This window comes from Cytophagales bacterium, assembly GCA_033344775.1.
Classification (GTDB): domain Bacteria; phylum Bacteroidota; class Bacteroidia; order Cytophagales; family Cyclobacteriaceae; genus JAWPMT01.
Genome location: JAWPMT010000007.1, coordinates 147,443 through 161,447 on the forward strand (window position 1 = coordinate 147,443; position 14,005 = coordinate 161,447).

General features: G+C 42.8%; 10 protein-coding genes and 1 tRNA gene. 7 read left to right on the forward strand and 4 right to left on the reverse strand.

What is annotated here, in order from left to right:
* Window positions 1–133: 133 nt before the first annotated feature.
* Window positions 134–3,001 (reverse strand): aminomethyl-transferring glycine dehydrogenase, encoded by a 2,868-nt coding sequence (gene gcvP / locus R8G66_32665; protein MDW3197177.1) that lies wholly within the window; start codon window positions 2,999–3,001, stop codon window positions 134–136.
* 153 nt (window positions 3,002–3,154) lie between these two features.
* On the opposite strand from gcvP, the gene R8G66_32670 reads away from it, so the two are divergent.
* From R8G66_32670 to R8G66_32680, 3 genes are all read left to right on the forward strand, one after another.
* Window positions 3,155–4,618 carry a M28 family peptidase gene (locus tag R8G66_32670; protein MDW3197178.1) on the forward strand — a complete coding sequence of 488 codons (1,464 nt, stop codon included), beginning with the start codon at window positions 3,155–3,157 and terminating at the stop codon, window positions 4,616–4,618.
* Between the two features lie 265 nt (window positions 4,619–4,883).
* Window positions 4,884–6,230 (forward strand): dihydroorotase, encoded by a 1,347-nt coding sequence (locus R8G66_32675; protein ID MDW3197179.1) that lies wholly within the window; start codon window positions 4,884–4,886, stop codon window positions 6,228–6,230.
* Window positions 6,231–6,290: 60 nt separating this feature from the next.
* A tRNA-His gene (locus R8G66_32680) sits at window positions 6,291–6,366 on the forward strand.
* 111 nt (window positions 6,367–6,477) lie between these two features.
* Here the strand turns inward: R8G66_32680 and R8G66_32685 are convergent.
* On the reverse strand, window positions 6,478–7,359 hold the full coding sequence (locus R8G66_32685) for a helix-turn-helix transcriptional regulator (protein MDW3197180.1): 882 nt from the start codon (window positions 7,357–7,359) through the stop codon (window positions 6,478–6,480).
* 355 nt (window positions 7,360–7,714) lie between these two features.
* Here R8G66_32685 and R8G66_32690 point away from each other — a divergent pair, with 355 nt between their 5' ends.
* Both R8G66_32690 and R8G66_32695 read left to right on the forward strand, forming a co-directional pair.
* On the forward strand, window positions 7,715–9,016 hold the full coding sequence (locus tag R8G66_32690; protein MDW3197181.1) for a hypothetical protein: 1,302 nt from the start codon (window positions 7,715–7,717) through the stop codon (window positions 9,014–9,016).
* 367 nt (window positions 9,017–9,383) lie between these two features.
* Window positions 9,384–9,578: a hypothetical protein gene (locus R8G66_32695; protein MDW3197182.1), complete on the forward strand. Its 195-nt coding sequence runs from the start codon at window positions 9,384–9,386 to the stop codon at window positions 9,576–9,578.
* A gap of 498 nt (window positions 9,579–10,076) precedes the next feature.
* Here the strand turns inward: R8G66_32695 and R8G66_32700 are convergent, their stop codons facing one another.
* Window positions 10,077–10,982 carry an aldo/keto reductase gene (locus R8G66_32700; GenBank protein MDW3197183.1) on the reverse strand — a complete coding sequence of 302 codons (906 nt, stop codon included), beginning with the start codon at window positions 10,980–10,982 and terminating at the stop codon, window positions 10,077–10,079.
* A gap of 92 nt (window positions 10,983–11,074) precedes the next feature.
* Between R8G66_32700 and R8G66_32705 the strand changes: the two genes are divergently transcribed.
* Window positions 11,075–11,890 (forward strand): hypothetical protein, encoded by an 816-nt coding sequence (locus R8G66_32705; protein ID MDW3197184.1) that lies wholly within the window; start codon window positions 11,075–11,077, stop codon window positions 11,888–11,890.
* Between the two features lie 35 nt (window positions 11,891–11,925).
* Here R8G66_32705 and R8G66_32710 read toward each other — a convergent pair whose 3' ends face one another.
* Window positions 11,926–12,936, reverse strand: coding sequence for a helix-turn-helix domain-containing protein (locus R8G66_32710; GenBank protein MDW3197185.1), 1,011 nt, complete (start codon window positions 12,934–12,936; stop codon window positions 11,926–11,928).
* A 414-nt stretch (window positions 12,937–13,350) separates the two neighbouring features.
* Between R8G66_32710 and R8G66_32715 the strand changes: the two genes are divergently transcribed.
* Entirely contained in the window at window positions 13,351–13,782 is a 432-nt protein-coding gene (locus R8G66_32715) for a hypothetical protein (protein MDW3197186.1), read from the forward strand.
* The last annotated feature ends 223 nt before the right edge of the window (window positions 13,783–14,005 follow it).

The following is a 14,005-nucleotide window of genomic DNA, read 5'->3' on the forward strand; positions in this document are numbered from 1 at the left end:
GACGATAAGCCTGGGGAAAACCTCGATCGCCAACATAGCTACCAGATATTTTTAAAACTAAAAAAGCGCCCATCAGAGCGCTTCTTTTATATAGTTGACGTGGTGATCCTAATGACCACCGAACTTGACTTCATTAAGCCATTACTTCTTCTTCCACTTCTTCGTAAGAGCTGATGGGTAGACAGCTACAAATCAGATTTCGGTCTCCGTAAGCACTGTCGATTCTGCTAACTGCTGGCCAGAACTTATTGAATCTCAACTCAGGTAGTGGGAAGGCCGCTTTCTCTCGAGCATATGGTTTATCCCATTGCTCAGCTAGTACGACACGTTGTGTATGTGGAGCGTTTTTGAGCACATTATTGTCCTTGTCCGCTACTCCTATTAGTACTTCTTCAATCTCGGCGCGAATTGCTAGCATCACGGAGCAGAATCGATCCAATTCAGCCTTGGTTTCGCTTTCGGTGGGCTCGATCATCATGGTGCCAGGGACTGGGAAAGATACCGTAGGTGCGTGATAGCCATAATCCATCAACCGCTTTGCAATGTCTTCTACCTCTATTCCTGCCGCTTTGAAATGACGACAGTCGATGATCAATTCATGTGCATTGGTATCGTTCTCGCCAGAATACAATACCGGATATGCCTCGCTGATCTGAGATTTGATGTAGTTCGCATTCAAAATGGCAATCTTAGTGGCGTTGGTTAACCCTGAACCGCCCATCATCGCTATGTAAGCATGACTGATTGGTAAAATGCTCGCACTACCATATTCAGCCGAAGAAACCGCCGTTATCTTGGAAGAAAGTCCTTCATCAGTAGGGCGTTTTGGTAGATACGGTGCCAGGTGCTCTACTACGCCGATAGGGCCCATACCTGGTCCTCCACCCCCGTGAGGGATACAGAATGTTTTATGCAAGTTCAGGTGACAAACATCCGCTCCAATATTGGCAGGAGACGTCAAACCAACCTGAGCATTCATGTTGGCTCCGTCCATGTATACCTGTCCACCATTTTGGTGAATGATGTCGCAAATTTCGATAATCGATGCTTCGAATACGCCGTGAGTCGAAGGATAAGTGACCATCAAGGCAGCCAGGTTTGCCGAATGCTCGGTGGCTTTTGCCCGCAGATCTTCTACATCGATGTTGCCTTCGTCATCACATTTGACGATGACGACTTTCATACCCGCCATTACCGCACTTGCAGGGTTGGTGCCATGTGCAGAAGAAGGGATCAAAGCAATGTTTCTGTGGGTGTCGCCTCTGTGTAGGTGATAAGCTCTAATCACCATTAACCCCGTGTATTCACCTTGTGCTCCGGAATTCGGCTGGAATGAAACACTGTGGAAACCGGTGATCTCACAAAGCCAGGTGCCTAATTCACCGATCAGTTCCTGATAGCCCTGAGTTTGTTCTTTGGGTGCATAAGGATGAATATCTCCAAATTCTGACCAGGTAACAGGGATCATTTCTGTGGTTGCGTTCAATTTCATGGTACATGAACCCAAAGAGATCATGGAATGAACCAGAGAAAGATCTTTGCTTTCCAGCTTTTTCATGTATCGAAGCATTTCGTGCTCCGACTGGTAAGAATTGAACACTGAATGTTGCAGGTAATCTTGTGGTCTGAAATCATCACCCAGGTTTACCTCAGAAGAAATAGTGGTTGCTTCACCCAGAATGACTTCCAGGATCAATTCAGCATCTGCCAATCGATGGGTTTCATCGAAGGAAATGCTTACGAAGTTATCTTCCAGGTACCGAACATTTACTTGTTTGGCTGCTGCACGTGCTTTCAAGCCGTCCAGGTCGTTTGATATGAACTTTACTGTATCGAAGAAGCGATTGTTGACTACCTGAACATTGGCCTGACCAAGTCGATCCGCGACAGTTTGTGCCAAACCTTTCACGCGAAGCGCAATGTCTCTCAAACCAGCAGGGCCATGATAAACGGCATACATGGATGACATGACAGCCAACAGTACCTGAGCCGTACAAATATTCGAAGTGGCTCTTTCGCGCTTGATGTGTTGCTCACGTGTTTGAAGTGCCATGCGGAAGGCATCATTTCCTTCGGCATCTTTTGACGCCCCGATCATTCGACCAGGCACGGCTCGTTTGTATTGTTCTTTGGTGGCAAAGAAAGCTGCGTGTGGTCCACCGAATCCTAGCGGTACGCCAAATCTTTGTGAAGTTCCTACAACGGCATCAACTCCCCATTTCCCAGGTCCTTCAAATAAGCAAAGCGCCAGTAAGTCAGTACCTACGCCTACGAAAACCTGATTTTCGTTGGCCGCTGCAGTCAATGAGGAGCGGTCTATCACCTCGCCATCATTGTCAGGATACTGGAAATAAACACCAAAAACTTCTTCAGAAGTAAGGTCAGCTTTATCAATGTCGACAATTTCAACCTCAATCCCCATGGGTAAGGCTCGTGTTTTCAAGACCTCCAGGGTTTGTGGGAATACCCTGTGATCCACCAGATATTTGGTGGCTGATTTCTTCTTCGCTCCTTTTCTTAGCCCAAAGAACATGGTCATGGCTTCCGCGGCTGCGGTACCTTCGTCTAATAGAGAAGCGTTAGCGATCTCCATTTGCGTCAGGTCAATCACCAGCGTTTGGAAATTGATCAAAGCTTCCAGTCTGCCTTGTGCAATTTCTGCCTGGTAAGGAGTGTAAGCCGTGTACCATGCTGGATTTTCAAGTACGTTCCTTAAAATAACCGTGGGTACTTCGCAATTGTAATAGCCTTGCCCTATGAATGAATTTCTAACTTCATTCTTTTGAGCTACCTGTTTCATTTTTGTCAGGTACTGGTACTCATCCAGTGCTTCAGGAAGGTTCAAATCCTGCTTCAATCGGATGTTAACCGGAATAGTTTTTTGAATGAGGTCATCGATACTTTCAGCCCCGATGGCTTTCAACATCTCCTCTTGTTCGTTCCGGTCAGGACCATTGTGTCGGTGCTCAAATGGTGCTCTTTTGTTCAGGTTTACAAGCATAATTTATTCTCTCGAAAACAAGGGGGTAAAAACGAACCGCAAATCTACATGAGAGAGTTGGAATTACCGAATACCCCGCACTATTCACCGTAGAACTAAGGTGGGTATTTTGAAGTTCTGAAAAACCTTAGTTTTAGGGAAATTTTGAATCACATGAAGTTGATTAACCTAGTTTGGATCGTGATTTTGTTTCTGGCCGTAGAAACGGTCGCTCAAGACAAAAGATCATTGAGATATGGAAAGACAATTACGGCAGCTGATTTACGGGCAAAGTTGTCGGTGCTTGCTCATGATAGCCTCGAAGGGCGGGAAACCGGAGAAAGAGGACAAATAATCGCTGCGCAGTACATCGCTGATAAATTTAAATCTTATGGTCTTCAACCCCCAGTCCCCATGGGCGATGAAATGTCTTATTTCCAAATGCTTCCCTTGAAGCAATCAACCTGGGCCAATTTGTATGTGCGAAAAGACGAAGAAAAAGTAGAAAACCTTGATGGCTTTGTTTATTTCTCTCAGGCAGAAACCATGGGCGAGGAATACATTGAGGCCATTTTCATTGGGGACGGGAGTAACGTGAAGGACCTAAACGTAGATGGTAAGTTCGTTGCTTCGGTTAATGATGTTTTAACCGAACAAACGATGGAAGAGGCGAAGGAGCTTGGTGCCAAAGGGGTGATCTCCATCATGGAAGATGAGAGTCAGTTCAATAGTCTTAGAGGTCGTGCTGGTAGGTTTTTCCGTCCGAGGCTAAGGTTCGATTTTGATAATAATTCTGATATGCTGCTCATTATGAATAGTGAGAAAGCCAGGTGGTTATTCGGAAAAAGTGCTTCCGAATTGGCTATTGGAGATAAAGCGAGTTTTATTCTTAATGCTGACAAAGTGATCGTTCCGAAAGAAAGTATGAATGTGCTTGGCTTTCTGGAAGGCAGTGAGAAACCAGAGGAAGTGTTGGTTATTACGGCGCACTATGATCACATCGGGATCATTGGAGATCAGATCAATAATGGTGCGGATGACGATGGTTCAGGAACTTCCAGTGTATTGGAAATTGCAGAAGCTTTTACAACAGCGGCTAAAAAAGGTAAACGACCCAAGCGGAGCATCTTGTTTATGACGGTTGCGGGAGAAGAAAAAGGTCTACTAGGATCCAGATACTATACGGATGTAAATCCCATTTTCCCTCTGGAAAATACGGTAGCCAATCTCAATATTGACATGGTGGGCCGTGTAGATGACGCACATACCGATAACCCGGATTACATTTATGTGATTGGTTCCGATAAGCTGTCTTCAGAACTTCATAACCTCTCAGAAAAGGTAAATAATGCCTTTGTAGGGATCAACCTCGATTACAAATACAACGATGAGAATGATCCAAATCGGTTTTACTATAGATCAGACCACTACAATTTCGCTAAAAATGACATTCCCGTGATCTTCTATTTCAACGGCACCCATGCGGACTATCACCGGCCAACAGATACCATCGAAAAGATCAATTTTGAGCAAATGGAAAAACGGGCTCGATTAGTGTTTTATACCGGGTGGGAGATTGCCAACAGAGAGAAAAGAATTGTGCTTGATGAGGAGCGGATCAAGGTCGAAGGAGGTTGATCTGTGTGGGGAAAGGCAAAACCTAACCCCACAAGATCTTTTCAACCAGCTATGGAAAGAAAGACCATTATCCATCTTTCTATCACAATGATACGACATTTCGCTGGTTGTCAAAAGGAATTTTTTTCTTTTTCAATGAAGAGAACACTATTTGCAAGTTTCTGCTAAAGAACTATTGATCAATTGGTTATCATTTGTCATATCAAATAACTTCGTGGTTAAGCATCTTCATTTCCATTAAATTCAATTAGAAAACCATCAATACATGAATACGAAAAAGACTTACGTCATTCGAAATACCAACATTGTTAACGAAGGAAAACAGCAACGAGCGGATCTGTTGATCAAACAAGGGAGGATTGAACAAATTGACAGCACGATTAATGTCATTGGTAATGTAATTGAAATTGATGGTGAATCTCTGCTCACGATGCCGGGTGTGATCGATGATCAGGTGCACTTTCGGGAGCCGGGTTTAACACACAAGGCGGAGATTTACACTGAAGCCAAAGCGGCTGTAGCTGGTGGAGTAACTTCTTATATGGAAATGCCTAACGTGGTGCCACAAACCCTTACGCAGGAATTGTTGGCTGAGAAGTATGAAATCGGGCGTAAGAATTCCCTGGCCAATTACTCCTTTTATATGGGTGCGTCCAATGACAACATAGAAGAGGTGCTAAAAACGGATGTGTCCAATGTGTGTGGCCTGAAGATCTTCATGGGTTCCTCTACTGGCAATATGTTGGTGGACAGTGAACAAACTTTGAACAATATCTTTTCAAAGGTCAATATGTTGATTGCGACACATTGTGAAGACGAAGGGACCGTGAGAGCGAATACCGAGCGTGCCATTGCTGAATTCGGTGAGAACATTCCGTTTACGCAACATCCGATCATCAGGGACGAAACGGCTTGTTATCTATCTTCGTCCAAAGCAGTTGAGCTGGCCAAAAAACACGATACACGACTTCATATTTTACACATTTCTACAGGTAAGGAAACCCATTTATTTGGCAATGACCTGCCATTGGCACAGAAGAAGATCACTTCAGAAGCTTGTATCCATCACTTGTGGTTTTCTGATGAAGATTACGAAAAGAAAGGCGCCTTCATCAAGTGGAATCCTGCGGTAAAGTCAGCGAATGACCGTGCTCAGATCTGGGAAGCCCTGCTTGATGATCGGATAGATGTTATTGCGACGGATCACGCACCACATACGTTAGAAGAAAAAGGCAATTCGTATTTAAAGGCACCTAGTGGCGGGCCATTGATCCAGCATACGCTGGTAGCAATGATGGATTTTTACAAACAAGGAAAGATCTCTCTAGAGCGCATTGTAGAGAAAATGGCCCACGCACCGGCGATCTGCTTTCAGATGGAAGAAAGAGGATATGTTCGGGAAGGATATTGGGCTGACTTGGTGATGGTGAAGGAAAATGATCCCTGGACCGTAGAAAAATCAAATATCCTGGCAAAATGTGGATGGTCACCGTTTGAAGGCCATCAATTCCAGTCAAGCGTAGCCAAAACATTTATTTCCGGTCATTTGGCATGGGACGAAGGTAAATTTGACGAATCTATCAAAGGAGAGCGATTAACTTTTGTTCGATAAACTTGGGTGAATGCATTTGATTCACTTAAATTTGCGATCCGTTTGAGAAAAACGGCACATGGTGATTGTAGTTCAGTTGGTTAGAACGCCTGATTGTGGTTCAGGAGGTCGCCGGTTCGAATCCGGTCTTTCACCCGCTGAAAAAGAGAAGCACTTACGATTTCGTAAGTGCTTTTTTGTTACATCATAACTATTTGGTTCATTGGCTGAAAATCAGTGAATCCAGCTACTCGTTGCTCAGTGCAAATCAATCTACTAACCCTACTCTTAAGGCAAAATTTATGATCTCTCTTTTGCGGTTCAATCTCAGCTTAAGACGTAAATTATTATAGATAGTATCTACCGACCGGGGGACTAACATAAGCTGCTCTGCAATTTCTCGTAGGGACAACCCTTGAACTATGAATTTGATGACTTCTTTTTCCTTAATTGTCAAATGCTGAATGAGAGGAAAAAGTCGCTCACTTGCTTGAGTATTTTCACCAGTATTGGTAAGGCTTCCGGAAGGTCTTTCTGAAAAAATTGGATAAACTTCTAGAAAAAATTCCTTGAAGTAATCAAAACTCAAAAGCTCGACTCCTTTGGTATTTAAAATTTTGTCTAATTCCTTATTGAATTCTTCTTCAAGTACCTGGCCGGCCATTTTTAGTTCTGATTCGACCGACTTTCTCAGTACTGAGAATTCATCATTAATCCTTCCTTGAACGAACAAAAATGTGCTTAAAAGTGTATCAAAAGCCTCTTTTAGGGTCATTCCTTCCTGTATGGTGAGCAAGATGTGGCCTTTCTCCAAGAGGCCATAAATAAGGAAACAAGGCAAATCATTTTTAGCGACACCACGAGGGATCATCCGTTGAAGCTCTTCCGTGGTGTATGGTCGATAGCGGGTATAATCCTCATATGAATATTCATCCAGTGCCAGTGAGGATAAGTCTACACGATTTTTCCAGTAGTCAGCAATCTCTTTACCTGCTTTATGAATATACTTTTCAGACTTTGTATTAAGTTTTTCTAATGATTTTATGTCCAGATTTTCACCTGCAGCCTCAACACAATGTAGAAACGCCTCTCTAAATGGGGCGTTCACGTCTCTTTCTCCATCTGCTGCACCAACCAAAACGGCTTTCATGTTCCGTGAACCGTCTCTTAGATCCTCTATCACCAATTTATTGAAAGGGAATTCTTTTGGCCATTTTTTAAAAGGTCGTTCACGTATGTATCTCATTTTTCGCCCTGGGTTCTGCTGCCAAGTTACCCGTTAATCAATAAAGAGGGCAGCCGAGTGCATTTTCATGTTTGTTCGTCAATTCTATTGTAAGAATTTCTCTTTTGCTGCTCAGACCTCATTTTTACTTTACAGAATCAGCTCAAAACAGGTTTAAATATCGCATTAATGAATAAATACCAAATATTAATAAATAAAAAACGGTATCTTTAAAATTAACCTTCCAGAAAAACTCTACAACACAGTTAAAAAATTTATCATGAGTAGAGTATCAAAGATTCTTTTGTGCGCCTTGCTGGTATCTGGGTTCGCACATGCACAAACTCCAATTAACTGGGGTGAACAAGCCAAAGTTGCCAGGGAAAAGTATGCGCTTTTCGTAGATTTGGTGAAGTCAGGACAATATCACGAGGCAGTAGCACCCCACGACTGGCTTCTGGAGAATACGCCGGATCTAAGTGCTTCCTTGTACCAATACGGCGCCAGGATCTATGAAGGTCTGGTGGACAAAGAAGCAGATGAGGTACAAAAAGCAGCTTACCAGGTAAAGGCGCTGGAAATGTACGATCTACGAATTAAGTACTTTGGTGAAGAGGCCTATGTCTTGAACAGAAAGGTGATTCCTGCTTATAAGTTTTACCGAAAAGAGAAAACCAGATATGCTGAACTATATGATTTGTTCAACAAGGCTTTCGAGTTGAATCAAAATGATTTCTTCGACAATAGCCTGGTGGCATTCATGGATGTGGTGAGACGCTACAAACTGACCGGAGGAGAAGTCTCAGATGAAAAAGCAATCGAAATCTATACGGCTATCATCTCAGTCCTTGATCATAAAAGAGGGCAGGTTAATGACCCGGCTAAACTGGATCGGATAGCGGATCAGGTAGATCGGGTATTTGCTGGTACGATTGGGGAATTGAATTGTGATTTGGTTGAGCACATATTCGGGACAAAATTCCACGAAACTAGAGACGTCAAGTTGTCTAAGAAAATATTTCAGCTCATGTTAAAAGGTAAGTGCACCGATCGACCATTGGCGTTTGAGGTAGCAAAGGTCATCCATGAGGAAGATCCTTCCTTTGGTATTGCTAAGTTTTTGGGAAATAGTGCTGTGCAACAAGGAGACCAAGAAGCTGCATTGACTTTTTATACTCAAGCCATATCACTTACAGAAGATAACCTGAAGAAGGCCGATATTTATATGAATCTTGCCAGAATGGATGCTCAGGATGGTCGAAGAGTAGCTGCCAGAAAGAATGCCCGAAAGTCCCTGGCTTTTGATCCTTCCAGTAAGGAGGCTTACACACTAATTGGCAATTTGTACATGCAGAGTTTTGAAGACTGTAAGAAAGGAGAGAAGAGGACCCACGACTATGCCATATTCATCGCTGCTCATAAAATGTTTGAGCTTGCCGGAGATGTTGAAAATGCCATGAATGTCATGCAATACTTCCCTTCTATGCAGGATATTTTCAATGATGAATATCAGGAAGGTCAAATCTATGAGGTCGGGTGCTGGATCAACGAGTCGGTGAAATTGATGAGAAGACCAGAATAATTTTGGTTAATTCGGTTGCGGTTTAGCTTTTAATGTGAAGTTGTGCTTGTCTCTTTCTAACATCGGCAATTGTTGGGAAAGTCCGTCTGTAGGCATTTGATGAACAGGTTTTCAATCATGCTTAGGAAGGTCTTTGAAAAGATTAAACAAATAGTTCCCGAATCATCCCCTTAATCCTGCCATTCGTCGATGCTCAACGTTCAACGGTCTATTTGAACTAACAGAAAGGTAGGGTTTGTCGTGACAACTACTGATCATGACCTTCAACAAACATATCGAAAAGCTTGATTTACAGAAGGTTACTTCGTTTGACACAGTTCAGAATTTGTTTATGCAAAAGCCTTCTAACATCGCAAAACGCCAACCCATGGAAAAGACAAGCCCTAAGACCGCCGGATTATTAGTCACGCTTACTTTGATCATTGGAGTCCTTGCCATGTTCATACTCATTACTGTTAATGCCACCAATGTTGTATTTGGGGTATTGACAGTGAAGGCGATCCTACTCATGGTGATCATGAGTAACAAAAGTTTGAGTCAAAATTTTACCGGGAGAGGATAGCGGGTCAGAATCGACCCATCTCCACCGCCAAAAGCAGCCTCGAGAGGGGTTGCTTTTTTTATTGTAGATATTTTGCGATGGAAACATACAAAAAGCCCCAATTGCTCGCGAACGGCATCAGGGCTTTCTATTACTCTACCAACCAAAACACAACTAGATGCCGTGTGGGTGTTAGACAAAGGGAAAACCCGAAGGTTTAATAGGGTAATAAAAAATTATTGAAAAACTGTTAGATCAATTGGTTCTGCTCAGGCCTCAATGAATTGGAAGAAATGATTGAGCACCAAAAACAGCAGGAACCCTAGAAACGTGGCGATCTCGACAACAAACAAGACCTTGTTCCAATTGAATTTGCGCTTTTGCACCTTTTGAGCACTAGTTGAATCCAAAACAATTACGCTTATGGGCGATTAAACTAATTCGAACTCAATATTAAATGAAAGTTAAGAAAACATTAAGTGCGGCTAAAATAAGTTTTCAACGGATTTTCCACGGCCATTAGGGAACATCATGTCCCCAAGATGTTTGAAGGATTTCGAACCACTGATCACGTGTGATTTTCAGATCCGTAGCAGCTACGGATCTGGCAATTCGATCGGTTTTTCCGGTACCCAGAACGGGAAGAATTCCAACAGGATGTGCCAGTAACCATGCAAGGATCACCTGGTCAATAGTCTCGGCACTGATAGCGTTGGCTACCTCTTCCAATTTGGCTCGCAGGCGTTTTTCTTTTGGTTCATCAGACGTAAAGATGCTTCCGCCACCTAGCGGTGACCAGGCCATTGGGTAGATGCGCTGCTCCTGACAGAAATCAATGTTTCCATCAGCAAAAGCATCGGTACAGCTGGCAGAGATCTCGATCTGATTAGTTGCTAACGGCATAGCCAGATAAGAAGATAAAGTCTTGAATTGCTGTACTGTAAAATTGGAGACCCCAAAGTTTAATACTTTTCCCTGTGCTTTGAGTTGGTCAAATGCCCGGGCAACTTCCGCAGGATTAATGAAAGGGTCAGGACGGTGGATCAATAAAAGATCGATATAGTCTGTAGATAGCTCCTTTAGTGAGTTTTCGGCAGACTTGATAATGTGCTCAAAACTCGTATCGTACGACTTCACTTGATGTTCAGGCCGATTGGAAGATATGAGTTTGATCCCACACTTCGTTACAATCTCCATCTGATCTCTCAATGAAGGTGCTGCTTTCAGCACTTTTCCAAAAATTCCTTCACATGTATAATCTCCGTAAATATCGGCATGATCGAAGGTGGTGATCCCCAAATCCAGGCAATATCTAACGAGCTCTGTAGATTCCTTGGTAGAATAACCCCACTCAGCAGCCCTCCAAAAACCATAAACAAGTTGTGATAGGGATAAATCTTCGGTTAGCGATACTTTTGAGACCATACGAACTTTAATTTCGCGCCAAATTAAATGAAGCCAGTCAAAGGCGGATCTATTTTTATACGAGTTCGGAAAAAGAAGCTTTATTTGTCGGCATGCCTGAAAAGGACATATACTTCCACGTAGGATTAGGAAAAGTTGCTTCTACCTATTTACAACATGAGTTTTTCCCGAAACTCCAGTCTATAGCGTACATTCCTACCAATCGTTATCGGAAAGTCCAACAAATTCTTTCGGACAGTGGACCTGGAAAATACCTGGTATCACGTGAATTTGACCGGCAGTTAGAGAAGGAAGTAACCAGGTTTTGTGCGACTTACCCCGATGCGAAAATCATCGTGATCTTCAGAAAACACAGTAGCTGGATCGCTTCACAATATCGGCGCTATGCCAAGAATGGTTTTCACTGGGGCTTTGAGAAGTTCATGGACTTTGAAAATGATCAAGGTCACTGGAAGCAGAAGGATCTGCTATTTTACCCTAAGTTGGAATTAATTGAAAGATGCTCTACGCAAAAGCCACTTGTCCTTTTTCACGATGATCTGAAAAAAGAATCCTGGGCTTTCCTTCAACAAATCGCGGATTTTACTGGCACTTCCTTTGATCAGCAGGAAGTTTCTTTAGATAAGGTGCATACCTCATATTCTGAAAAACAGCTGAAGGTTGTACAAGCGTTTTGTCGCCGATTCAAGAAGCAATTACCCAGGGCATATCACAACAAAGTATTGCACTGGTTGCTCTACCGCCCCTGGTGGGCGTTGTTTCATCTAGTGATGTATGCGGCTATTTTGATACCTGATCAATGGATTTCCCAAGCACCCTTGATCTCTAAGGAAAAACTGGATGAAATTGACCAACGTTATGCCAGTGATTGGAAGCGTGTCAGGGAGTATGCGGCGAAGTTGAAGTGAGGTCTATTTGGAGATCATCTTATCCGATTCTCGCATCAATTCAACTTGATCTCAAGTTCATCAGCGACACACGCAATTTTATTCAATAACGTACCGAAAAACTTCACCCTTTCCTTTTCTGCGGAATTACTCAATAGCAGTGAGTTTTTGAAGAGGTTGGCCTTCATCATGTACGAGTTGTCGACGAAATGCTGATCGTTTGTGATCAACCCCTGAATGATGTTCTGACTGATATACATGCGTCTTTGGCCTCGGCCTTCCAAAATAATCGAGTTGTCCCCTAAAATCACGTCATTGTGATACAATTCAAAGCTCCCTCCACCCACTTTCGGATTGCCGGGCAGGAATTTCCTTCCTTCCTCCGCCATTTCCTGGATGTGTAACACCATCTGCCGCAATCGACGCATAAGCACGATGGTATCTTGTTTGGACATCAGAAAGTCCGCTTCATGTGCATACTTGATCTGCTTCAGGATACTGGTCAGCACTTCATTGTTCCACAGTTCCATAGAGGCCAGCTCCGCATATTTTGAAAATATCCGTTTGCCCAGCTTGGACGACTCCCCTGAGAGTTTTTTGCAGGAAAATTTTATCGACCTAAAACGCTCGATACGGATGAAAGTCTTTTGCCAGAAAAAACTCTTGAACTCACCTATCTCAGGATAAATGAAATTGAAAAATACTGGAAAATCCTTGGCATGAAAGATTACCCGGCTGTGTTCTGCATCTGTTTGTTCCAGGTCATTTAATAACCATTTGAGAAAACCGAGATAGGCCTGCTCTGCGTCTTTGCCATATTTCCAGGAGAAATTGACTTCAGGGTCGATCCGTTCTCCATCCAGTTCAAAGTGTTCGTCCAGTGTGACTTCATAGTATTTTGCCACGCGTTGCAACTCATTAAAGGTGAGTGGTGTGGACCCATTAATTCTGCGGTAAGCACTGGTTTCACTGATGTTGAGGAACCGCGCCAACTCCTGCGCAAAGTTTTCATCTTCCGCGTGTCGGTCTTCCTGAATGCGTTCAAAAAAAGTCTTCTGTAAATTCATCACAGTCTTTAGTTATTCTCTAGTCGTAAGTTCAGGAGTCGTGTCTTGTGGTAGTAGTTGTCCTGAATCAACCACAAAATGATAAAAAAGAGGGACAACTCCTAGTTTTTTGCAAAATATGCAAAAGCGTTAAATGTAAGTGGCGAAATTAGCTTTGTGTAAAGTCAAAACTCGCGCTAGTTTTGATTCCCAACAACTAAAAAGTCCCTTATCTGGGCACACTACCTCTTAATATTCGCTCCCATACTAAAGTATCCGGTCTCTACATTCTTCAGGGCTGGAGCTTTTTTTATGGATGAAGTTGAAGATGTATACTGGTAAATTAATGCCTCCAACCTTAAATATTCCCGTTGATCAATCCCAATCTGCTGAATAAAAGACAGTTGTGCATCTTTGAAGGATACAACATAGTTCATGGAAGAGGATCTGGCATTATTGATTAGCAAAACATATATCGGTGACCTGGTTACTTCTGATAACAACGACCAGGCCAATTTTGTAATTGACGTAAAGCGCATTAATAGCCTGATTGTATTGATTCAATTTAAATACCAAAACCAAGTGGTCAGTTTCCGGGCCATGCTTTCCCGACAAAAAGAGGGCATATTATTCCGTATCCAGGAAAAAATTTCCGGAGATCACCTCCTTAAGGGTGTAAGTGGATTTTTATATGGCAAGCCAAATATTCACGGAGGGTTCATCAACCAGCTCAATGGCTTTTATTTCCATGTGGGCCAATCATATTTCGATCACGAAGATAAAGACATGTACTTCCTTGGTAAGACTTATCGTCGTAATGTGGAATCAAAACAGGAAGTCGTGCTTTCACAGTTGACTACTGTCTAATAAGGCTACGCCTATTCCACAATTCAATTAGATTGACTTCTAAGCAACTCGTACCGTGCTCGACACGTCACGCGGGAATCTGCTCCACCAAACATTTTAAAATACTACCAAAAAGAGTTCAAAGAGATTGCAGGGACCTGCCTTGCCGGCAGGCTGGAATTTTTCGATCCTTAAAATTTAGGACGAAAAATTCCGCAATGACGCTTTTAGATTGGTCCTTTAA

Coding starts and splice junctions, on each gene's coding strand:
- R8G66_32675 (MDW3197179.1), top strand. CDS start 4,884: ATGAATACGAAAAAGACTTACGTCATTCGAAATACCAACATTGTTAAC.
- R8G66_32695 (MDW3197182.1), top strand. CDS start 9,384: ATGGAAAAGACAAGCCCTAAGACCGCCGGATTATTAGTCACGCTTACT.
- R8G66_32690 (MDW3197181.1), top strand. CDS start 7,715: ATGAGTAGAGTATCAAAGATTCTTTTGTGCGCCTTGCTGGTATCTGGG.
- R8G66_32705 (MDW3197184.1), top strand. CDS start 11,075: ATGCCTGAAAAGGACATATACTTCCACGTAGGATTAGGAAAAGTTGCT.
- R8G66_32685 (MDW3197180.1), bottom strand. CDS start 7,359: ATGAAAGCCGTTTTGGTTGGTGCAGCAGATGGAGAAAGAGACGTGAAC.
- R8G66_32700 (MDW3197183.1), bottom strand. CDS start 10,982: ATGGTCTCAAAAGTATCGCTAACCGAAGATTTATCCCTATCACAACTT.
- R8G66_32710 (MDW3197185.1), bottom strand. CDS start 12,936: ATGAATTTACAGAAGACTTTTTTTGAACGCATTCAGGAAGACCGACAC.
- gcvP (MDW3197177.1), bottom strand. CDS start 3,001: ATGCTTGTAAACCTGAACAAAAGAGCACCATTTGAGCACCGACACAAT.
- R8G66_32670 (MDW3197178.1), top strand. CDS start 3,155: ATGAAGTTGATTAACCTAGTTTGGATCGTGATTTTGTTTCTGGCCGTA.
- R8G66_32715 (MDW3197186.1), top strand. CDS start 13,351: ATGGAAGAGGATCTGGCATTATTGATTAGCAAAACATATATCGGTGAC.